This window comes from Massilia sp. Root351 (assembly GCF_001425045.1).
Classification (GTDB): domain Bacteria; phylum Pseudomonadota; class Gammaproteobacteria; order Burkholderiales; family Burkholderiaceae_D; genus Rugamonas.
Genome location: NZ_LMDJ01000004.1, coordinates 245,098 through 265,221, shown reverse-complemented (window position 1 = coordinate 265,221; position 20,124 = coordinate 245,098). Strand labels below are relative to the sequence as shown.

Below are 20,124 nucleotides of genomic sequence, written 5' to 3'. Positions count from 1 at the left end.
CCGCGCGCTCAACAATTCATAGATGTCATCGATGTCCTTTGACTTAAAAAAAGCACTCAAGGTCGGAAAAGCTTCGTTGCATGATCGGCTGAGCAGTGATGGACAATGTCGTATTGTCTCAGGTTCAGATCGCCGCAGATTCAGCCGCTGAGGAATAATTCAGCGGCTCCCTAGCGGTAACAGATTAAACGACAGTCTGTTTGCGCCCCAAAGCCGCCGGTCGCCACCTTGCGGAACTTCGTAAGTGGCGGATCATTTGTTTGACCATCACTCGAGGACAATATTGGGAGGCGACTAGAGATTTAGGCACGGTCAGAAAAAGGCCATTCAATGATAAAATGCCTTGATTTCTTCGCCGATTAAATCTATCCGCTGACGTCCATTTGGCATCAACCTGTGTAAATTGGCTAACGCGGTGGGAGATGTAAGAAACCGGGCTTGCTCCTCACTGGGACGTTCAAAGGATCGAACTGAAAACACGAACCATCGCCCCAACGATTCTCCAAGGCCAAGCGCATCTGATTCTTCCTTATTCAGGTCTCGGCTAAATTTCAAGATGCATTCGATCCATCTCCACTTTTCACGCTCGGCAAACATCAGTAACATTTGCAGGTCCCCGAAACGCGAAAGAATTTCTTCGATTCTTGAAAATGGAATGTACGCACCATATCTGCAAACGAGTTGATAGGAAAACCTCCGAACTCCACGAGCGGTGTCCTGCAAAGCGCATAGAGCGATTTCGTCCTTAGCTTGAGGAGCCAATTTGTGCCAAGAATTGAATGCCGCCCGCCGAACTGATATGTCTGAGCTCGTGCAAAACGATTGGATGAGCGGTATGTCAGCGACATTTTGAAGGCTGGCAAGCGCAGTCACTAGAATCCTCAGTTTTCGCGCCTTTAAATTTTTCGTATCGAGTAACTCGTGATATCGCGCTCTTACGTCTATTCCCTGAGAACGAAGAAAACTCACCGCCACAAAACGGACGGATGATTGAGGATCGTCTAAAGCCGCATTCGCAAACTGGCGGCCATTGACACCACTTTCTTCCAATACCTTTTTAAGGGCAATAGTGCGAACAGAACCGAAGTGCGAGCGGCTAGCGGCCTTGTATTGGGCAAGTTGTTCATCTCTCGGCAGTTCCGCGCAGTATTGCATCGCGAGATTGGCAAGAACTATATCGTCATTGCGTCTTAGGATTAAGTCGAATAGCTCGACGGTACCCAACAAACTGTGCCTCTTGAGCAGGTGAATGCACGCCCGTGCTGTTTTGATACTCTTACCTTCCGCATTCGAAATGAGTTCTTCAACCGGAATTGTTTCCGTCACCGCCATTTCGAAAGCATTGAGCCACCTCGAGTATTCATCCCTACCCGAGCTGTGCACCAGTAGAATTGCTGGAAGCGTTGACAGAACCTGACTTGAAGGTACAAAGGGGAGCATCGTCACCAGGGCCTTCCGCGCCAAGTGACGTACTTGAGGTACCCAATCATTTAAACGTTCAGCAACAAGCGCGAATAGCTCCGGCAAAGCTAGCTCAACGCACCGTGCTATCGCTGCTTCACGAACATATCCGGAGTAATCACGTGCCAGCGTCCGCAATTCTTCAACATTATTAGCGGATCTAGCTTCTTGAATTCGTCCAGCAACATATCGATCAGGCGGATATCGATGTTCTGCATGGCTTTCGGTGGAAGCAATTGGTTCATTCTTTTGACCGAACAAGAAACGAAAAATTTTCATCTAAGGTACGGCGCGAGCTGCGCCAATAGGTTTATATCAAATGCCTGTAGCTGGCCGGTACTTGTCGGCCTCGTCTAATTGCTGAGGCGGTAGATATCTTCAACCTCGCTTGCAGATAGCTTTCTAAGGCTGTCCTCTATTTCCTGCAATCGAGCAGACGTAGGGAAGTGTAAGGTGATTATTTCGCCGCCTTGCCGTTCGGCCGTAGTCCGGTAATCGTAAGGCAAGTCGCAGGCGTCACCGAGATAGTCCTCAACGAAATCAGACAACTCATAATCGCCCACAACGACGACGACATGCTCATCATTGTGCATCCCAATTTGAATATAGGGTAAAACCTGTTTCATGTCTTCCTTAACAAAACCGCCGATGCATACCGGCAACTCCTGGCCGAAATGAGCCAACTCATCTCTAAACCACGCCCGTCATCCGTGCACCTGATTCGGCGATTTCCACCAAAGCAAACGCTTGACTCATGACCAGTAGACCTACGCGATAAAAAGCTGCCTGAGACGAATCTACATCATGCACGGTAACTTCTTTAACCCACACACTGCCAGAATCTGGAAAATTCGGGAAGTAACGAGTAAGCCCGTGACTCAGGCCCTTCATAATCGCATCAGCGTACTCTTCTGGCGGCTGGACAATGAAATGTATCCCTGGCTCTTGGTTGTAATGGAACTGTATTCGCAAACCCGCCGACTGAAATCGTGGGCCCAAGTGCGCGCTGAAAAATGCGTAATGCTCAACTTCTCCTGGATGATTCAACGGCATTGCGAAATCTCCTTTCTATAAAACTTGGCGCAAGGTTGAGCGGCCGGTCCTGGCCGAACTCGGCCGGCACCAGTCAGGATAGCATCATGCTCATGTGCAAAATACACGAATTGTCACGAGCAGACTGAAGCGGCCCCACCGAGGAGCTTTTGCGGTTGTTATCTGTAGCGTCAGGCATCCTGCGGCAGCATGGCGAGCCATGCTTGCGTTCGAACTAGAACTGACTCCAGCTCTGGCAAACAACCGTCCTCGTCATACCATTGCGCAATATCGAAATCATGAGCGAGGTTCTCCATTTCTTTGATAAGGTCATACGGCATCGCCTCCAGAGCACGTCCATTGTTTCGAACGATTTCGGCAAACGTAGAGGCAGCAATCTTTCCTAACTGAACATCCTCTAGTCCACCTGCGATTCTTGCAACTAATGTTGGATTAGACATGTGGCGGTTTGTAAGAAGTTCTGTGAAAAAGGTGGTAGGCGCTTTTCGGGATTCTAGTCTTCGAACCACAGTATACGGGCCGAACGCGTTTCTGGCCGAGCGCAGCAGTTCAAAAACCGAAACTTCAATCAATCACATTGTTTAAGTTCTGCTTGGCCCAAGCAGAGCGCGCATCCAGCAGGCTACCTTTGTTTGCTCCACCAGCATAGGCCGGATTGCTTGACTGTACCGGGTCATCTTCCCAATGACATATCTCACAGATTTCATATGCTCCCGGTTCGTCGATTACCTTGGAGCCACAACAGGGACACGGAAGAAATGTATCGTGCATAAACTTGTTCCATATGAAAAGGCTACGAGGTAGTACTGCGCTAGCGACGGTAAAAGCTGTCCGCTAATGGCCGGAAACTGCCAGCCATCCTTAAGCATTAGTGTAGCGTCCAAGAATGGGTTGTAGGTGAATACGTCATGAATGGCGTGGTCTCGCTATTTTCCGGTGTAATGTCCGCAGACAGCTCTAATTCTTCTGACAGCTGTTCCACGAAGTCGAGAACAGCGTCATGCTCAATAGGCCCAGAAATTTCTCGCGGTGATATATCAAGCTCGAGCTGCCAGTCAACGAAGAAATGGCAATTGACGCTTACTTGGCCGAGCATCACCGACAGCAGATGACTGCCCTCTCGATTAGCAAAAAGAGCTTGGCTTCCTGGGAACTGGGCGTGGTCACCATCAAAGCTGTATGAAAGCTCATACTTGCGGACCAGTGAATCGAACCGTTCCCACTGCTTTGACCCCATCTGTTGGATGTAGACGTCCCGGAGAGAGCCGTCGTCAGCCCATAAATAAGGAGATGTATCGAATACAGGTCTCATTGGTTCAATTCTCACGTACATGGAAAGGTCCGCTTGTGGCCGTTAGCCGCTATGCGGCGGATAGACTCCAGCAACGGGCGCGCTACGGCGTGGAGTGAAGTCGATTCCGGTTTCGATGAGCGTCAGTACATCTTGAACAGCGACCTCCAACTCATCTTGGTTGCAGAAATATGCAGCAATCTCGCCGAGGTGTCGATATGAGGAGCGATTAAATCCCTCTTCAATATCGTTGTACCAGATGACATTCTTTCCAACTAGAGCCACAACCCAAAATCCACCGCCTGCTTTTCCGAACGATTGTTCACTCCATTTCTGCGGAGTTATTTTGATTGCCTGCCACAGGCGAAAAAGCTGGGGCGACATCCTTGCCTCTGCCTTACTCACTAGGTCCCATAAGTCAACTTCTGAAATCGGTGCCCAATCCATTACTTCGTTCCTTTTATGGCTGCGTCTGCTTCTGGCCGGTTGTAGCCGTAGGGCGAACGGCTGCTTCTGGCCGAACTCTGTCGATTGTACTCGACGGCGAGTTGAAGATGGTCAGCTCCGTCGCGGCCGCAAAGAAGCCGCCTTTCGCAGCTATGTTCAGGTCACATTGCTACCGGCGAGCTTTACAAGATTACAGCTAATAGCAAATTGCTCGCTTAGCACGGCCAGATTGTCCGGGTCTTCCCAGAATTGCTTATCAAGTTCGTCCAATCGCTGCCAAAGCGAATCGCTCTCGGCAGCGACAAGCATCGTTCGCCGGGCACAAGAGTCTTCTGGTACATCCGCGAATCCGAAAATCATCTGCTTTGCTTTCTGCAGCAGAAGCAGACTTTTCAAAGCACCCATGGCTTTGAAACCGTCCAGCGCAGCCGAATAGGTGGCTCCGGAACTGTTGTGAAAATACTGATGGAAGCCACCGTTGTAAACTTCGCCGCTTACGCATCCGACAGCCCAGTATTGCCATTCCGAGTCTGACAATTCACTGTAGCCAGCAGATGGCCCGTGCACCCTATCAACTAGCTCACGCCAATAAATGCGAAATGGGTCGGTCGCATCAAGTTCGCGCTCTCTCTTCGCAGCGAGTTTGGACGCTTCCATATCCGCGCGTGTCCCGGACTTGCAAGGCATGCACAGCCCGCCAGTTCGCGCGGCGGTCTCCGTCATGATTAAAGCTTGGCAACTCGAGCATGGAATTTTCATCTGATTTCTGGAATTGGTAAGGGCGGCGGCGAGTTATCTGAGTGTCCGATATTGGCCGGATGCAGCCAATGGTACGGCCAATGGTGCAGCATATCAGGTTGCTAATTGGAAAAACTCACACATTCTCACATGCCACCATTGTTCGTTCGAAGCAAGCTACGGCTTGCATAAGTTCACAGATACCCAGAAGCGCGAGATGCCCGTTCGTGGAAATACGGTGCACGCCGTTTGACACCTGCTACCACGCCGTCTACATTGCAGTGGCAGCAGCTGGCCCTGCAGAAGTGGGCAAGCCTTCAAGCGTCACCCTGGTTGAACATTCAGATTGTGCGGACATCCAGCGCAGTTGCACAGGCGAACCGCGCTGAGCCCCACAGCAAATTTTTAAGTCGATTAGCTCTGCTTGCCCTCGCAGCCCCTAGCCCTTGGCGCGAACAAAGAGCCTCTTCATCGAAGCGCCACGGACTGTCCCCCGCAGTCGGCACAACTTCCCATCCCCTTTAATGCGCACAAAGTGAAGGAGCACGCTATGATCACACCCAGAAAATTCCTGCGCCTGCCTGCGGTGATCGAAGCCACCGGATGGTCTCGCGCCACTGTCTGGCGGAAAGTGAAGGATGGCGTTCTGCCAGCGCCAATTCCGATCGGGCCGAAGTCAGTGGCCTGGGATGCGGCTGAAATCGCGCAATGGCAGGAGCGCTGCATTAACGCCAGCCGCAACATCGCCTGATCGTTTCTGACAGCTTTCCTGGGTCTTATCCATCGCAAGGAAGGGAAACGGGGCCGGACGGCAAGGCTGGCCGGCCCCATTTCGCTTACCGGTTCCTATCGTCCGGTGCCGTGAAGTGATACCACCTCGGCACCAACCCGCAGCTTATCCAGATAGTCCGCCCACCGCTGCATCATTTCGCGCCTGGCGGGCAGATGCGAGGTGCGGTTGTACGCGCGCCCCAATGGATCACGCACTGTGTGGGCAAGCTGGTGCTCGATCAGGTCAGGGCGCTCGCCGAGCACTTCATCGAGGATGGTTCTCGCCATGGCGCGGAAGCCACGCCCGGTCATGACCTCTTTGCCGTAACCCATATAGCGCAAGGCCGCGTTGATTGTGTTCTCGCTCATGCAGGCTTTGCTGCGCAGGCTGGGGAAGACATACTGCCCGTCGCCGGTGATGGGGTGCAGTGCGCGCAATATGTCCACTGCCTGAGTGCTGAGCGGAACAAGGTGCTCGACCTTCATTTTCATCTTGGCCGCAGGTATCCGCCACTCTGCCGCGTCCAGATCGATTTCCGCCCACTCTGCGGCCCTCAGTTCACCAGGACGCACAAACACCAACGGTGCCAGTTTGAGCGCTGCCACGGCCGCTGGAAAGCCGTGGTAGTCGTAAATGGCGCGCATCAGCGCCCCTACCTGCTTCGGCTCCGTGATCGCAGCGAAATTTCCTTTCACCGTCGGCGCGAGGGCGCCACGCAAGTCGGCGGTGATATCGCGCTCCACCAGGTCGAGCGCCACCGCGAACCGGAAGATCTGGCCGCAGACTTGTTTGACCCGGTGGGCGGACTCCACGGCGCCTCGCGCTTCCATTTTTTGCACGGCGGCCAGCACGTCGCGAGGCTTGATAGCGGCAATCGGCTTGCTGCCGATAACGGGGAAGACATTCTTGTCGAGCCAGCCCTTGATCTTGTCTTGCGTGCTGGCTGTACGGCTAGGCGCGACTTTCAGAAGCCACTGATTGGCAACCACTTCAAAGGTTTGTGCGGCGGCGGCGGTCCTGGCGTACTTGCCTTCCTGCTTGGCCTGACTCGGGTCTATGCCCTCGGCCAGCAAGGTGCGGGCCTCGTCGCGCCGTTTGCGGGCGCTTGCCAGCGACACTGCCGGGTAGACGCCCAGCGCCAGTGTCTTGCGTTTGCCGAGGAAGCGGTAGTCCATGCGCCAGTACTTGCCACTGTCCTTCACCAGCAAATACATGCCGCCGCCATCGGCGTGCTTGTCGCCCGCCGCGCTGCTGGGTTTGGCCTTCCGGATGAAAGTATCGGTGAGCGCCATGGCTGCCTCCTTGACGGTATCTCGTTTCCGCGATTGCCGGAGATACCGTCAAAACTGCCGGTATTTCCTTGAGCTTTCATGCTACGCCGACAGACTGCCCGAGACAACAAAAAACCCGCGCTCCCTATGAGAGAGGCGGGTTTTTGATACTTCTTGGTGCTGCTTAATACTAACTACTGGTGCCGCTGACCGGAATCGAACTGGTGACCTTCGCATTACGAATGCGCTGCTCTACCGACTGAGCTACAGCGGCGAAACCTTACCTAGCGCCTGTAGCGGTGCGTACCGGCTACGGCGAAAGAGGCTCGCATTCTAACAATAAACCGTCCAGATGCGCTAGTGCTTTTTCGTTTTAAGCGATAAATCACTCGGCGTGGTAGCCGGTCACCACCGCCACTTCGTCGCGCGAGCCCAGGAACACCGGCACGCGCTGGTGCAGCTTGTGCGGCTGGATATCCATGATGCGCTGCTTGCCGTCGGTGGCCGCGCCGCCTGCCTGCTCCACGATGAAGGCCATCGGGTTCGCTTCGTACATCAGGCGCAGCTTGCCGGGCATCGAAGTGTCGCGCATGTCGGCAGGGTACATGAAGATGCCGCCGCGGTTCAGGATGCGGTGCACGTCGGCCACCATGGATGCGATCCAGCGCATGTTGAAGTTCTTGGCGCGCGGACCGGTGTCGCCGGCCAGCAGCTCGTTCACATAGCGCTGCACCGGGGCGTGCCAGTGGCGCGAGTTCGACATGTTGATGGCGAATTCCTTGGTGGTGGGCGGAATCTGCATGCCGCGCTGGGTCAGCACCCAGGAACCCATTTCGCGGTCCAGCGTGAAGCAGTTCACGCCGTGGCCGGTGGTCAGCACCAGCTGCGTCTGCGGGCCGTAGACGGCGTAGCCGGCCGCCACCTGCTGCGCGCCCGGCTGCAGGAAGTCCTGCTCGGACGGCGTGACCATGCCTTCCGGCGCTTTCAGCACCGAGAAAATGGTGCCGATGGAGACGTTCACGTCGATGTTGGAAGAGCCGTCCAGCGGGTCGAACACCAGCAGGTATTCGCCCATCGGGTAGCGGTTCGGAATCGGGTGAATGGTTTCCATTTCTTCCGACGCCATGGCCGCCAGGTGGCCGCCCCACTCATTCGCTTCCAGCAGGATCTCGTTGGAGATCACGTCCAGCTTCTTCTGCACTTCGCCCTGCACGTTCTCGGTTTCCAGCGCGCCCAGCACGTCGCCCAGCGCGCCCTTGCCGACGCTGTGCGAGATGGTTTTGCAGGAGCGCGCCACCACTTCGATCAGCAGGCGCAGTTCGGCCGGGATGGTGTTGTGGAGGCGCTGTTCTTCGACCAGGTACTGGGTCAGGCTGATGCGTTTCATCGTTTTCCTTGTGGTGTTTGCAGATTCAAAAATTAGTTGGCGAGTGCTTTGCTGACGACTTCCATCACGTCGTTCGACAGCGGCGTGGCGCGCGCGACCTGTTCCAGCGCACGGCGCATCTGCTCCTGCAGCGCGGGCGCGTAACGGCGCCAGCGGTCCATGCTGCGCGCCAGGCGGGCGGCCACTTGCGGATTCAGCGCGTCCAGCGCGATCACGTGCTCGGCCCAGAATTCGTAGGCGCTGCCGTCCCTGGCGTGGAACTGCGAAGGGTTGGCGTTACAGAAGCTGAAGATCAGGCTGCGCGCGCGGTTCGGGTTCTTCAGGGTGAAGGCCGGGTGCTGCATCAGCTTGCGCACTGCCGCCACGTCGGTGTTGGGGGCGGCGGCCTGCATGGCGAACCACTTGTCCACCACCAGCGCTTCGTTGGAGAAGTCGTTGTAGAAGCTTTGCAGATAGCTGCGCGCGTCCTCGCCGCTGTGGATCAGCGCGACCAGCGCGGCGGCGCGGTCGGTCATGTTGGTGGCTTGCTCGAACTGCTGCTGCGCGAGCTTCAGTTCGGCGGTGCCGGGATCGATCAGCAGATAGGCCAGCGCCAGGTTTTTCAGGCCGCGCTTGCCGGCCGATTGCGCGTCCGGGCTGTAGGGGCCGGGTGTCTGGTTGGCCTGGTATTGCGCCAGCAGCTCAGGCGCGAGTTCGCGCGCGATGGTGCGGCGCATGAACTGGCGCGCGGCGTGGATGGCGTGCGGATCCACCACGTCCATCTGCTCGGCGATGATGGTTTCGGACGGCAGCACCAGCGCCAGTTCGCGGAAGGCCGCGTCCAGCGACTCGTCCACCAGGATGGCGCGCTGCGCTTCGATGAAGGTGGCGTCCAGTTCCAGCGTGGCGCCGGCGGCCACGGCCGCCGTCAGCTTGAGCAGGCGCTCCATGCCCAGGCGCTGGCCGGCTTCCCAGCGGTTCACGGCGTCGCTGTCATAGCGGAACAGGTGCAGCAGTTCGGCGTCCGTGTACGGGTATTCCAGCACGATGGGCGCGGAGAAATCGCGCAGGATGGACGGCACCGGCTCTTCGCGCACATTGGTAAAGCGGAAGGTCTGCTCGGCTTCCTTCAGTTCCAGCACGGCCGTGGTTCCGCCCGCCTTGGCGCCCACCATCTCGCCGTCCAGCGCTACCGCCATGTCATTGCCTTCCGCGTCCAGCAGGCCCACGGCCACCGGAATGTGGAAAGGCAGCTTGGCGGTCTGGCCCGGGGTGTCCGGGCAGCGCTGGCTCAGCGTGATGTCGTAGGTCTGCGCGTCCGCGTCGTAGCGCGTGCTGGCGGTCACGATGGGGGTGCCGGCCTGGCTGTACCAGCGCTCGAACTGGCTCAGGTCGCGGCCGTTGGCGTCGGCCATGGCGGCGCGGAAGTCGTCGCATTGCACGGCCTGGCCGTCATGGCGCTCGAAGTACAGGTCCATGCCCTTGCGGAAGCCTTCGCGGCCCAGCAAGGTCTGGTACATGCGCACCACTTCGGCGCCTTTTTCGTACACGGTGACGGTGTAGAAGTTGTTGATCTCGACGAAGGAATCCGGACGCACAGGGTGCGCCATCGGGCCGGCGTCTTCCGGGAACTGCGCCTGGCGCAAGGTGCGCACCTGGTCGATGCGGGTGACGGCGCGGCCGCTGGCCGTGCCTATCATGTCGGCGGAGAATTCCTGGTCGCGGAACACCGTCAGGCCTTCCTTGAGCGACAGCTGGAACCAGTCGCGGCAGGTCACGCGGTTGCCGGTCCAGTTGTGGAAGTACTCGTGGCCCACCACGGCTTCGATGCCGGCGTAGTCGATGTCGGTGGCCACGCGCGAATTGGCCAGCACGAACTTGGTGTTGAAAATGTTCAGGCCCTTGTTTTCCATGGCGCCCATGTTGAAGTCGCCCACGGCGACGATCATGAAGCGGTCCAGGTCCAGCTCCAGGCCAAAGCGCTCCTCGTCCCAGCGGATGGAGTTCTTCAGCGACTGCATGGCGTAGTCGGTCTTGTCCAGGTTGCCCTCTTCCACCCACACCTGCAGCAGCACTTCGCGGCCGGATTTCAGCGTGTAGGTCTCTTCCTGGCACACCAGGCGCGCGGCCACCAGCGCGAACAGGTAGGACGGTTTTTTGAACGGGTCTTCCCACTTGGCGTAGTGGCGGCCGTCGTCCAGGTCGCCCTGCTCCAGCAGGTTGCCGTTGGACAGCAGCACCGGGTAGCGCTGCTTGTCGGCGCGCAGCATCACGGTGTACTTGGCCATCACGTCCGGGCGGTCCGGGAAGTAGGTGATGCGGCGGAAGCCTTCGGCTTCGCACTGGGTGTAGAAGCTGCCGTTCGACACGTACAGGCCGGACAGCGTGGTGTTCAGCTCCGGCGCGCACAGGGTTTCGATTTCCAGCGTGACCTCGGCCGGCGCTTTCGGGATGGTCAGCGAATGGGAACCCAGCAGGTACTGGCCCGGCTGCAGGGTCTTGCCGTTCATGCGCAGCGCCACCAGATCGATTTCCTCGCCGTGCAGGACAATATCCTTGCTCTTGCTGGCCGGGTTGCGGCTCAGCGTGACACGGTTGGCCACGATGGTGCGGGCCGGGTCCAGGTCGAAGCCCAGTTCCACGGTGTGCACCAGGTAGCTGGGAGGGGTATAGTCTTTACGGAAGATCGTCTGTGGGCTGTCGGTGCGCATGGGGGAATTCGATCGGACTAGGGGAAAAAGCTATTTTACCAACACCGGGCTGGAGGACGCGCGCTTTCCCGCCGTTTCTTTTCCGCCGCTTGTTGCTCCTGTTCCGGGCGCCGTAACATTCTGTAATAGTTAAGCGCAACTTTCGCTGCCGCCGTACACTATATGAAGCGACCATTGTTTGGTTTTTTATTGCAGGAGAGCAAGACCATGAAATCTTTAGCCATTCTGGTGGCGGCGGCCAGTTTGCTGCTGAGCGGTTGCGCCACCACCATCCGTAGCGACGTCACCACCTTCCAGGCCTGGCCGGCGGACTTGCAGGACAAATCCTATGTGTTCGACCAGCCGCGCAGCCCGGACGACACGCTGGAACTGCGCACCTACCAGGCCATGGTGGGCCAGGAGCTGGGCAAGCTGGGCTTCACCCAGGCTGCCGACGGCAGCAGCGCCAAGCTCAAAGTGGGCGTGTTCGTCAGCACCGTCGACCGTCCCACCCGCGTGGTGGAGGCATATGACCCGTTCTGGACCGGCCCCTACTTCGGCCGCGGCTACTACGGCCGTGGCTTCTACCGTCCATACTGGGGCTATTCGCGCTGGGCAGGTTACAGCCCGTTCTACGACCCGTTCTTCTACGGTCCGATGGAAATGCGCGAAACCATCCGCCACAATTACGAGCGCCAGCTGCGCGTGGCGATCAACACCGTCACCGGCCAGAAGCTGTATGACGTGACGGTGCAAAACACCAGCCGCAAGCAATCGACGCCGCTCATCATGCCGGCGCTGGTGCAAAGCGCCTTCACCGGCTTCCCGGCGCAGAACGGCCAGGTGCGGCAAGTGGAGCTGGAGTTGAAGTGATCCCGTTTGTATCAGGCGGCTACAAATCTCCGCTTGCCGCCTGAAACCACCTTGTTAGAATAAATACAGCATGCGCGACGGCGACCCCGATCGCGCATGTTTTTATTTAAAACTACAACAGGTGAAGAATGAAGACCAAACTGGCGCTCGCGCTGGCGCTCTGCTTTGCGCAAACCCTCCCCTCCGCCGCCGCTGAAGCGGCCAAGCCAGCCAGCGCCGCCAAGGCCGCCACCGCTGCACCGGCCATCGACCTCAAGCCCTACACGCTGAACTACAAGAAGTTCGTGCTGCAAAACGGGCTCACGCTGATCGTGCACGAAGACCACAACGTGCCCGTGGTGGCCGTCAACATGTGGTACCACGTTGGTTCGCGCAACGAGAAGCGCGGCAAGACCGGCTTTGCCCACCTGTTCGAGCACTTCTTCTTCAACGGCTCCGAAAACTACCCGCACGGCTTTCGCGAGGCGATGGACGACCTGGGCGCCAGCAACCGCAACGGCACCACCAACACCGACCGCACCAACTTCTTCGAGGACGTGCCGGTGTCCGCGCTGGAACGCACGCTGTACCTGGAAGCGGACCGCATGGGCTTCCTGGCCAACTACATTTCGAAAGAGATGCTCGAGCGCGAGCGCGGCGTGGTGCAGAACGAAAAGCGCCAGGGTGAAAACCAGCCGTACGGCCGCGTGCGCGTGGAGCAGCCGGCCAAGATGTACCCGTATTCCCATCCCTATTCCTGGACCACCATCGGCAGCATGGACGACCTGAACGCCGCGTCGCTGGAGGACATCAAGGAATGGTACAAGACCTACTACGGCCCGAACAACGCCGTCATCACGCTGGCCGGCGACATCACGCCCGAGCGCGCGCTGGAGCTGGTGAAGAAGTACTTCGACGGCATCGCGCCCGGTCCGGCGCTGCCGCGTACCGAGACCTGGATCCCCACGCTGGACCGCAACATCCGCGACGAGATGGAAGACCAGGTGCCGCAGGTACGCATCTACCGCGCCTGGCACGCGCCGGCGTGGAAAGACCCGCAGCAGCAGCACCTCGGCCTGCTGGCCGAAGTAGCGGCCAGCACCAAGAGCTCGCGCCTGGTCAAGCGCCTGGTGTATGACAAGGGCCTGGCCACCAGCGTGAGCGCTTTTGCGCGCGGCGGCGAAATCGCCGGCACCTTCCAGATCATCGCCACGCTCAAGCCGGGCGCGGACCAGGCCGAGGTGGAACGCGAAATCGATTCGGTGATGAAGGAACTGCTCGACAAGGGCCCGACCGCCGAGGAACTGGCGCGCGTGCGCAGCAGCACCCTGGCCGACTTCTCGCGCGAAATGGAACGCATCGGCAGCCGCGCCAACCTGCTGGCCGAGAACCAGACCTTCGGCGGTACGCCGGACGCGCACCTGGCCCAGCTGGAGATCATGGCCAAAGCCACGCCGGCCGACGTGAAAGCCAGCGCCAACCAGTGGCTGCGCACCAACCACTACACCATGACGGTCAAGCCATTCGCCAAGCTGTCGGCAGCCAAGTCGGGCCTGAACCGCAAGCTGCTGCCGGCGCTGGGCGCCGCGCCGGACGTGAAGTTCCCGGCCATCCAGCGCGCCACCTTGTCCAACGGCGTGAACGTGATGCTGATGGAGCGCCACTCCGCGCCCATCGTCAACGTCGCGCTGGTGATCGACGCGGGCGCCGCATCGGACAGCAAGGACAAGGCCGGCCTGGCCTCGCTGACGCTGGACCTGCTGGACAAGGGCACCCGCAAGCACAACGCCTTCCAGCTGTCGGACGCGCTCGAATCGCTGGGCACCCGCCTCACCACCAGCACCACGCTGGACCAGTCGATCACGCGCCTGCAGTCCACCACCGCCAACCTGGCGCCGTCGCTGCAGCTGCTGGCCGACGCGGCACTCACGCCGTCCTTCCCGGCCGACCAGGTTGCGCTGGCCAAGCAGCGCCGCCTGGCGCAGATCGGGCAGGAAAAGGCCCAGCCCACGGTGCTGGCGCAGCGCGTGATGCCGGCCGTGCTGTACGGCGCAGACAGTGCCTATGGCCGCACGCAGTCCGGCTCCGAGCAGAGCGTGAACGGCATCAGCCGCGAAGACCTGGTGCAATGGCACGCCGGCTGGTTCAAGCCGGGCAGCGCCACCATCGTGGTCACCGGCGACACCACGCTGGCGCAAGTAAAACCGCTGCTGGAAGCCTCGTTCGGCAAATGGCAGGCGGGCAAGGCGCCGGCCAAGCCGCTGGTGACCGCGTCGGCCACGCAGGGCAAGCGCATCTTCCTGATCGACAAACCGGACGCGCCGCAATCGACCATCATGGCCGCGCACATGTCGCTGCCGCAGGGCCAGGCCGAAGACCTGGCCCTGGAGCCGGTGATGACCAACTTCGGCGGCATGGCCACCGCGCGCCTGAACCGCAACCTGCGCCTGGACAAGCACTGGAGCTACGGCACCAGCAGCCAGATCCCGGCCACGCGCGGCCAGCGTCCCTTCTTCGTGGTGGCGCCGGTGCAGACCGACAAGACCAGGGAAGCCATGCTGGAAGTGGCCAAGGAGATCAAGGACATCGCCGGCGCGCGCCCCATCACGGGCGAGGAGTACACCAGCATCATGCGCACCGTCACCGCGCGCCTGGCGGGCCGGTTCGAAACCATCCAGTCGCTGGAGAATGCCGCGCTGTCCACCCTGAACCTGGGCCTGCCGGACGACCACTGGAGCACCTACGCCAGCCGCACCCGCGCGCTCGACGAACAGCAGCTGGCCAAGGCGGCGGCCAAGTTCATCAAGCCGGATGAAGTGATGTGGATCGTGATTGGCGACCTGCGCAAGATCGAGGCCGGGGTGCGTTCGCTGAACTGGGGCGAAGTCAGCGTGCTGAACGCCGACGGCGCGCCCGTCAAATAAGGCTAACTGAAGTAAGCCTCGGAGGCGAAGGTAACCGCCACCACCACCAGCACCGCGCCCACCAGCACGGCGAGCAGGCGCCCGAATTTAGGGTTGCCGTCGTCGTCGCTGGTGTGGTCTTCTTGATTCATATCGCTCATGGCAGCAGGATGGAGGAGCCGGTGGTCTTGCGCGACTCCAGGTCGATGTGGGCTTGCGCCACATCGGCCAGATTATAGCGCTGCTTGACGGCGATCTTCACCTCGCCGCTGCCGACCACGCCGAACAGCGAGTTCGCCATCGCCTCCAGGTCCTCGCGCTTGGCCGCGTACGACATCAGCGTGGGCCGCGTGACGAACAGCGAGCCGCGCGACTGCAGCTCGTTCAGGCTGAACGGCGGCACCGGGCCGGACGCGTTGCCGAAGCTGACCATGGTGCCCAGCGGCGCCAGGCAGTCGAGCGAACCGAAGAAGGTGTCCTTGCCGATCGAGTCGTACACCACCGACACGCCCTTGCCGCCGGTGATCTCCCGCACCTTCTCGGTGAAGTTCCCGGCGTTGTAGTTGATGACGTGCGCCGCGCCGTTCTCGATGGCCAGCGCCGCCTTCTCATCGGAGCCCACGGTGCCGATCAGGTTCACGCCCAGCACCTTGGCCCACTGGCACGCGATCAGGCCCACGCCGCCGGCCGCGGCGTGAAACAGCACCGTGTCGCCGGCCTTCAGCGCCACCGTGCGGTGGAGCAGATACTGCACCGTCAAGCCCTGCAGCATCATGGCTGCGCCGGTTTCGAAATCGATCTTATCGGGCAGCACTACCAGCTGCGCGGCCGGCATGTTGCGCACCTGCGCATAGGCGCCGTTTGGGCGGCCGGCGTAGACCACGCGGTCGCCCGGCTTCACCTCCGTCACGCCCTCGCCCACCGCCTCCACCACGCCCGCGCCCTCCATGCCCAGGCCGGCCGGCAGCGGCTGCGGATACAGGCCGGTGCGGAAATACACATCGATGAAATTGACGCCGATGGCCTCGTGGCGCACGGTGGCCTCGCCGGGGGCGGGCGCGCCGACCTTCACGTCCACATACTCCATCACTTCCGGCCCGCCGGTGCGGGTCATGCGTATCGCTTTGCTCATGGGGTCTCCTTCGCTTGCAGCTGCAGTTGGGACAGGACCAGGTGCGCCGTCGTCACATTGGTAGCGCACGCCACATTGTGCACGTCGCACGAACGGACCAGCGCGTTGATGTCCGGTTCGTGCGGCTGCGGAGTCATCGGATCGCGCAGGAAGATCACCGCGTCGATGCCGCCCTCCACCAGCATGGAGCCGATCTGCAAGTCGCCGCCGAAGGGGCCGGAGTGCTTGCGGTCCACCGTCAGGCCCAGCTCGTTGACCAGGCGGCCGCCGGTGGTGCCGGTGGCGGTCAGGGTGCAGGTCTTGAGGAAATCGACATACTCGCCGGCCAGCTTAATCATGTCGTCTTTTTTCTTGTCGTGGGCGATCAGGGCAATGCGGGGTTTCATAAGGGCATCCATCGTTGGGTTGAAGGGCTACTTTTTCGACAGCAAATATATCCCGGCCAGCACCAGCGCGGTGCCGCCCAGCTGCCAATCGGTGACCGGCTCGCCGAGGATCAGCGCGCCGAGGAACAAGGTGGAGACCGGGCCTATCATGCCAGCCTGCGAGGCCGTGCCGGCGCCGATGCGCTGCACCGCGATCATGGTCATGAAAACCGGCAGCACGGTGCAGAAGATGCCGTTCACCAGCGACAGCCAGTACACCGGCGCCGGCTGGATCAGCAGCGCAGCCGGGCGCAGGACGAAGAACTGCGCGATGCAGGCCACGCTGGACACGCACATGGCGTACGCCACCAGGCGCAGCGAGCCCAGGCGCTTGACCATCTCGCCCGAGAACAGCAGATACAGCGCATAGGAGCTGGCCGAGCCCAGCACCAGCATGGAGCCCAGCGCCACGTTCGGCCCGCCGCCCTTCAGGTCGTGCAGGAACACCAGCACGATGCCGGCGTAGGACAGCGCCAGCGCCAGCCACTGCTTGCGGCTGATGTGCTGCTTGAGAAACAGCGTGGAAATGATGAGGACGAAGGTCGGCGTCAGGAACAGGATCAGGCGTTCCAGGCCGACGGAGATGTACTGCAGGCCGAGAAAATCCAGGAAGCTCGACAGGTAATAGCCGATCAGTCCGAGGCCGACCAGGCGCCAGCGGTCCGCCTTGGACAGCGGCGCCTCGGTGCGCATCTTCCACAGCGCCACGGCGGCGAACACGGGCAGCGAGAAAATCATGCGGAACGCAATCAGCGTCACCGCATCGATCTGGTAACGGTACAGCAGCTTTGCCACCACCGCCTTGGTAGAAAACAGCACCGCCCCGCCGACGGCGATAGCAAGTCCGCCCAGATAGGCGGACCGGTGCAAAGAAGGCTGAGCCGGGGCAATTGCGCTTTTATCCATCTTGCGATTGTAAAGCCAAAGCCCGAATCCCGCTGACAGCAGCCTGAGCCACATCCCCCAACATCGGGGTCACAACATCGGGGTCAGACCCCGAAGTGGGGTCAGTGCGGCTCAGGCTGCCAGCGCAAAAATGGCCGCATGGCACGCCGAAGCATGCTCACCGACAAGCCTCACTGCGTCCGGCCGCACGCCTGTTCTAAGTCCGCCCTATGACGCCGGTCCCGGAAAGCGAGCTGAGCCGCATTTTTGAGACTTCGGGGTCTGACCCCGAGTGGGGGGAAATGCGGCTCAGGCTGTGTGGGAGTTAGCTGATGGTGACAGTTGGAGCACCGGCGGTGACGGTGGCGGTGGTGGTGCGGGCGATCACGGTGGCGGGGGCGGCGGCGCCGACGAGCTTGTTCACTTGCTTGAACTGGGCGACCAGCTTGCCGGGCGTAAGCGTGACCACCGTGTAGCCTTGGGCGTCGGTGTTGAGGTGCTTGAGCCAGGGATTGTTGCCTAGCCCGGCGAGCTGCTGGGCCAGCGGCAGTAGCTGGCCGACGAAGCCGCTGTCGGCTTTGAGGCCGGCCAGCAGCGCCGCCACCGTCGCGTCCAGCTGCGCTTCGGGCAGGCTGCGCGCCAGCGCGCCACGCAGTTGCACGCGCACTTGGTCGAGCAGGCTGTCAAGCGTCGGGGCGGCTTTGCCCATGGTGTAGTCGAGCAGGTTGACGCTGATGCCGACACTCCCCAAACCCGGCACCGGCAAGCTTAACGGGTACGAGACCAGGGTGGCCAGGTCGCCCAGGCTGGCGGCGGCGTCCTTCAGGTAGGTGAAGAAGGAGTCGGAGCTGATGCCAGCCGATACCAGGTCCACCATCACCGGCGTGCCGCCGCCCGCCGCGTCGTAGTCGTCGTGCACAGCGCCGGCGAAGAAGGAGTGGATGTCGCCGGTCAGCGCGACCACGTTGGCCACGCTGTTGGCCTTCAAATGCGCCATCAGCGCTTTGCGCTCGCCGTTGTAGCCGTCCCATTGGTCGCAGTTGAGCAGGAAGCGGCGGAAGTATGGCGCCAGCGCGGCTTGCTTGCCGGACGAGGTCACGTAGGGCGATTCGACTTTCTTGGCGATGATGTCGGGCTTGATCCAGCCAAAGGCGATGAATTGCGCTGCTGCCGCGGCGGCTGCGGCGGACGTGCCGCCGGCTGCCAGGGCATTGCTGGCGGCGCCGAACGCGGCGACAGCCACGCTGGCGGCGCCGGCGCCCAGGCCGGCGGCGGCCGCAGCGCCGATCTGGGCGCTGGTGTCCTTGCCGGCTGCGGCCGCCGTGGCGATGGCGCCGGCGCCGGCCTGCGCTTGCGCCGGCGCGGCGCCTGCGGTGGTGGCAGCCACGATGGCGGAGGCCAGCGGCACGCTGCCGCCGGCCAGCGGCGCGGTGCTGCCGATGGAGCCGGCCAGCGGGATGACGGCGCCAAGCGCCAGCAGGGTGGCGATGGCGTCGGTGCCGCTCAGGCCCATGCGCAGCAGCGACACTTCGTTGCCCCACAGCTTCCAGGTGGCGCTGGCGGACTTCATCTTGTCCATCCACCAGGCGCGCTGGGTGTTGCCGAGCATGCTTACCAGGGTCAGCGGGTCGCTGCCGGCCTTGCCGGCGGCGGCGATCTTGGCCGCTTCGGCGCCGTTGTAGATGTCCTGCGCCACCATGTAGCGCGTGCCCACGCTGCCCAGCGGCGCGCCGGTGGCGGGATTGGGGCTCGATTCAGGGATGGCGTGGTCGGCGCGGTACAGGCGCTGGTCGGTCATCACCAGCTGCATCAGGGTGCCGAACTGGAAGTCGCGGTAGATCTGGATGTTCTGGAAGCCGGTGCCGCTCATGTCCAGGCTGACGTCGGCCGGCATGTATTCGAACCAGGCCTGGTTGGCGTTGCGGCGCCGCTGCGGCGCGTGCACGTCCAGCGCGCCGGCCTGGCTGTCGTAGGTTTGCGTGTCCTGCCAGCCGTCGTCCGAGAATTCGTGGTCGTCCCAGATGGCGATGAAGGCGAAGCGCTCGTGCACCGCCTGCAGCCGGGTGTCGGTGCGGTATTTCTTGTACAGGTAGCGGTAGTCGGCCAGCGAACTGGCGTACTTGGCGCCGCTGCTGCCGCTCTTGTAGGTGCCGTCGGGCAGCTTGAGCGCGTCGTGCCGGGTTTCCACCGAGCCGACCTGGAAGCTCTCGCCCACGGTCTCGTAGATGTAGTCGCCCAGGTGGATGATGAAGTCGAGGGTTTCGTTGGCGGCGATGTGGCCCAGCGCGCCCCAGTGGTTGATGCTCCAGTCCTGGCAGGTGAGGTAGGCGAACTGCAGCTGCGCCACGCTGGCGCCGGCCGCCGGGGCGGTCTTGAAGCGCGCCACGTTGGAGCGCACCTCGCCGGCGGCGAACTGGTAGTAGTAGGTGGTGTTGGGCTGCAGGCCGGTGAGCTTGTGGCGGATGGTGTTGTCGTACTGCGCCTGGGCGGCCACCTTGATGTTGACCAGCAGGCTGCCGGCCAGCGCGGCGGGCGTGCCGATGGCTTTGCTGTTGTCCTCGCTGCTCACCAGCAGGCGCAGCACCACGTCCTCGCCGGCTGCCACCGTGGCCACCGGGTCGAGGGCGGACGCCACCACGCGGGTCCACAACAGGATGCTGTCGGCGCGCGGATCGCCGGAGGCCACGCTTTGCGGGAATTTCCAGCTGCTGCCGGTGGCGGGCGGCAGGCCGGGCTCGACATACTCGCCGCTGCCGCAGCCTGCCAGGCCGCCGGTGGCTGCCGATACGGTGATGAAGCCGCCGAATTTCAAGAACTGCCGTCTATCCATTTTGTTTC

General features: G+C 61.1%; 19 protein-coding genes and 1 tRNA gene. 3 read left to right on the top strand and 17 right to left on the bottom strand.

Annotation, left to right across the window (positions count from 1 at the left end; genetic code table 11):
• Positions 1 to 327 precede the first annotated feature (327 nt).
• The 8 genes from ASD15_RS32225 to ASD15_RS09285 form a co-directional block, all read right to left on the bottom strand.
• Entirely contained in the window at positions 328 to 1,740 is a 1,413-nt protein-coding gene (locus ASD15_RS32225; RefSeq protein ID WP_157200873.1) for a hypothetical protein, read from the bottom strand.
• 74 nt (positions 1,741 to 1,814) lie between these two features.
• The gene (locus tag ASD15_RS09295) at positions 1,815 to 2,144 is read right to left on the bottom strand and encodes a hypothetical protein (protein ID WP_157200872.1); all 330 of its coding nucleotides are present in this window, start codon (positions 2,142 to 2,144) and stop codon (positions 1,815 to 1,817) included.
• Positions 2,145 to 2,151: 7 nt separating this feature from the next.
• Entirely contained in the window at positions 2,152 to 2,514 is a 363-nt protein-coding gene (locus ASD15_RS32220) for a hypothetical protein (protein WP_157200871.1), read from the bottom strand.
• A gap of 170 nt (positions 2,515 to 2,684) precedes the next feature.
• Positions 2,685 to 2,954 (bottom strand): hypothetical protein, encoded by a 270-nt coding sequence (locus tag ASD15_RS32215; protein ID WP_157200870.1) that lies wholly within the window; start codon positions 2,952 to 2,954, stop codon positions 2,685 to 2,687.
• A gap of 124 nt (positions 2,955 to 3,078) precedes the next feature.
• Positions 3,079 to 3,285 (bottom strand): CPCC family cysteine-rich protein, encoded by a 207-nt coding sequence (locus tag ASD15_RS31620; protein ID WP_082551703.1) that lies wholly within the window; start codon positions 3,283 to 3,285, stop codon positions 3,079 to 3,081.
• Between the two features lie 97 nt (positions 3,286 to 3,382).
• Positions 3,383 to 3,826, bottom strand: coding sequence for a hypothetical protein (locus ASD15_RS09290; RefSeq protein WP_057154558.1), 444 nt, complete (start codon positions 3,824 to 3,826; stop codon positions 3,383 to 3,385).
• Between the two features lie 42 nt (positions 3,827 to 3,868).
• Positions 3,869 to 4,252: a hypothetical protein gene (locus ASD15_RS32890; RefSeq protein WP_082551702.1), complete on the bottom strand. Its 384-nt coding sequence runs from the start codon at positions 4,250 to 4,252 to the stop codon at positions 3,869 to 3,871.
• A 156-nt stretch (positions 4,253 to 4,408) separates the two neighbouring features.
• Positions 4,409 to 4,909, bottom strand: a complete 501-nt coding sequence (locus tag ASD15_RS09285; protein WP_200953941.1) for a DUF4375 domain-containing protein — start codon at positions 4,907 to 4,909, stop codon at positions 4,409 to 4,411.
• A gap of 631 nt (positions 4,910 to 5,540) precedes the next feature.
• Here ASD15_RS09285 and ASD15_RS31610 point away from each other — a divergent pair.
• Positions 5,541 to 5,741: an AlpA family transcriptional regulator gene (locus ASD15_RS31610; RefSeq protein ID WP_082551701.1), complete on the top strand. Its 201-nt coding sequence runs from the start codon at positions 5,541 to 5,543 to the stop codon at positions 5,739 to 5,741.
• 95 nt (positions 5,742 to 5,836) lie between these two features.
• On the opposite strand, the gene ASD15_RS09280 is transcribed toward ASD15_RS31610, so the two are convergent.
• The 4 genes from ASD15_RS09280 to pepN form a co-directional block, all read right to left on the bottom strand.
• Positions 5,837 to 7,054, bottom strand: a complete 1,218-nt coding sequence (locus ASD15_RS09280) for an integrase arm-type DNA-binding domain-containing protein (protein WP_057154556.1) — start codon at positions 7,052 to 7,054, stop codon at positions 5,837 to 5,839.
• A 177-nt stretch (positions 7,055 to 7,231) separates the two neighbouring features.
• Positions 7,232 to 7,307, bottom strand: a tRNA-Thr gene (locus ASD15_RS09275).
• A 111-nt stretch (positions 7,308 to 7,418) separates the two neighbouring features.
• The gene (locus ASD15_RS09270; RefSeq protein WP_057154555.1) at positions 7,419 to 8,420 is read right to left on the bottom strand and encodes a class 1 fructose-bisphosphatase; all 1,002 of its coding nucleotides are present in this window, start codon (positions 8,418 to 8,420) and stop codon (positions 7,419 to 7,421) included.
• Positions 8,421 to 8,452: 32 nt separating this feature from the next.
• Positions 8,453 to 11,110, bottom strand: coding sequence for an aminopeptidase N (pepN, locus tag ASD15_RS09265; protein WP_057154554.1), 2,658 nt, complete (start codon positions 11,108 to 11,110; stop codon positions 8,453 to 8,455).
• Positions 11,111 to 11,317: 207 nt separating this feature from the next.
• On the opposite strand from pepN, the gene ASD15_RS09260 reads away from it, so the two are divergent.
• Together ASD15_RS09260 and ASD15_RS09255 are read left to right on the top strand one after the other, a co-directional pair.
• The gene (locus ASD15_RS09260; protein ID WP_057154573.1) at positions 11,318 to 11,962 is read left to right on the top strand and encodes a DUF4136 domain-containing protein; all 645 of its coding nucleotides are present in this window, start codon (positions 11,318 to 11,320) and stop codon (positions 11,960 to 11,962) included.
• Positions 11,963 to 12,090: 128 nt separating this feature from the next.
• Positions 12,091 to 14,865, top strand: a complete 2,775-nt coding sequence (locus tag ASD15_RS09255; protein ID WP_057154553.1) for a pitrilysin family protein — start codon at positions 12,091 to 12,093, stop codon at positions 14,863 to 14,865.
• A gap of 2 nt (positions 14,866 to 14,867) precedes the next feature.
• Here the strand turns inward: ASD15_RS09255 and ASD15_RS33525 are convergent, their stop codons facing one another.
• The 5 genes from ASD15_RS33525 to ASD15_RS09235 all read right to left on the bottom strand — a co-directional run bounded on the left by ASD15_RS33525 (position 14,868) and on the right by ASD15_RS09235 (position 20,116).
• Complete coding sequence (locus tag ASD15_RS33525) at positions 14,868 to 14,996, bottom strand: hypothetical protein (protein WP_267877825.1); 129 nt, start codon at positions 14,994 to 14,996, stop codon at positions 14,868 to 14,870.
• Positions 14,997 to 15,001: 5 nt separating this feature from the next.
• Positions 15,002 to 15,976, bottom strand: a complete 975-nt coding sequence (locus tag ASD15_RS09250) for a quinone oxidoreductase (protein ID WP_057154552.1) — start codon at positions 15,974 to 15,976, stop codon at positions 15,002 to 15,004.
• On the bottom strand, positions 15,973 to 16,362 hold the full coding sequence (locus ASD15_RS09245; RefSeq protein ID WP_057154551.1) for a methylglyoxal synthase: 390 nt from the start codon (positions 16,360 to 16,362) through the stop codon (positions 15,973 to 15,975). The genes ASD15_RS09250 and ASD15_RS09245 overlap by 4 nt, the downstream gene beginning before the upstream one ends.
• Positions 16,363 to 16,389: 27 nt before the next feature.
• Positions 16,390 to 17,307, bottom strand: coding sequence for a DMT family transporter (locus ASD15_RS09240; RefSeq protein ID WP_057154550.1), 918 nt, complete (start codon positions 17,305 to 17,307; stop codon positions 16,390 to 16,392).
• 304 nt (positions 17,308 to 17,611) lie between these two features.
• Positions 17,612 to 20,116, bottom strand: coding sequence for an alkaline phosphatase (locus ASD15_RS09235; RefSeq protein ID WP_057154549.1), 2,505 nt, complete (start codon positions 20,114 to 20,116; stop codon positions 17,612 to 17,614).
• Between the last annotated feature and the right edge of the window lie 8 nt (positions 20,117 to 20,124).

Bases quoted from the DNA above. Each gene is read 5' to 3' on its own strand.
- ASD15_RS32220 (WP_157200871.1), bottom strand. From the start codon at position 2,514: ATGCCGTTGAATCATCCAGGAGAAGTTGAGCATTACGCATTTTTCAGC.
- ASD15_RS09245 (WP_057154551.1), bottom strand. From the start codon at position 16,362: ATGAAACCCCGCATTGCCCTGATCGCCCACGACAAGAAAAAAGACGAC.
- ASD15_RS32890 (WP_082551702.1), bottom strand. From the start codon at position 4,252: ATGGATTGGGCACCGATTTCAGAAGTTGACTTATGGGACCTAGTGAGT.
- ASD15_RS09270 (WP_057154555.1), bottom strand. From the start codon at position 8,420: ATGAAACGCATCAGCCTGACCCAGTACCTGGTCGAAGAACAGCGCCTC.
- ASD15_RS32215 (WP_157200870.1), bottom strand. From the start codon at position 2,954: ATGTCTAATCCAACATTAGTTGCAAGAATCGCAGGTGGACTAGAGGAT.
- ASD15_RS09285 (WP_200953941.1), bottom strand. From the start codon at position 4,909: ATGGAAGCGTCCAAACTCGCTGCGAAGAGAGAGCGCGAACTTGATGCG.
- pepN (WP_057154554.1), bottom strand. From the start codon at position 11,110: ATGCGCACCGACAGCCCACAGACGATCTTCCGTAAAGACTATACCCCT.
- ASD15_RS32225 (WP_157200873.1), bottom strand. From the start codon at position 1,740: ATGAAAATTTTTCGTTTCTTGTTCGGTCAAAAGAATGAACCAATTGCT.
- ASD15_RS09250 (WP_057154552.1), bottom strand. From the start codon at position 15,976: ATGAGCAAAGCGATACGCATGACCCGCACCGGCGGGCCGGAAGTGATG.
- ASD15_RS09280 (WP_057154556.1), bottom strand. From the start codon at position 7,054: ATGGCGCTCACCGATACTTTCATCCGGAAGGCCAAACCCAGCAGCGCG.
- ASD15_RS31610 (WP_082551701.1), top strand. From the start codon at position 5,541: ATGATCACACCCAGAAAATTCCTGCGCCTGCCTGCGGTGATCGAAGCC.
- ASD15_RS09260 (WP_057154573.1), top strand. From the start codon at position 11,318: ATGAAATCTTTAGCCATTCTGGTGGCGGCGGCCAGTTTGCTGCTGAGC.
- ASD15_RS09235 (WP_057154549.1), bottom strand. From the start codon at position 20,116: ATGGATAGACGGCAGTTCTTGAAATTCGGCGGCTTCATCACCGTATCG.
- ASD15_RS09255 (WP_057154553.1), top strand. From the start codon at position 12,091: ATGAAGACCAAACTGGCGCTCGCGCTGGCGCTCTGCTTTGCGCAAACC.
- ASD15_RS09240 (WP_057154550.1), bottom strand. From the start codon at position 17,307: ATGGATAAAAGCGCAATTGCCCCGGCTCAGCCTTCTTTGCACCGGTCC.
- ASD15_RS09290 (WP_057154558.1), bottom strand. From the start codon at position 3,826: ATGAGACCTGTATTCGATACATCTCCTTATTTATGGGCTGACGACGGC.
- ASD15_RS31620 (WP_082551703.1), bottom strand. From the start codon at position 3,285: ATGCACGATACATTTCTTCCGTGTCCCTGTTGTGGCTCCAAGGTAATC.
- ASD15_RS33525 (WP_267877825.1), bottom strand. From the start codon at position 14,996: ATGAATCAAGAAGACCACACCAGCGACGACGACGGCAACCCTAAATTC.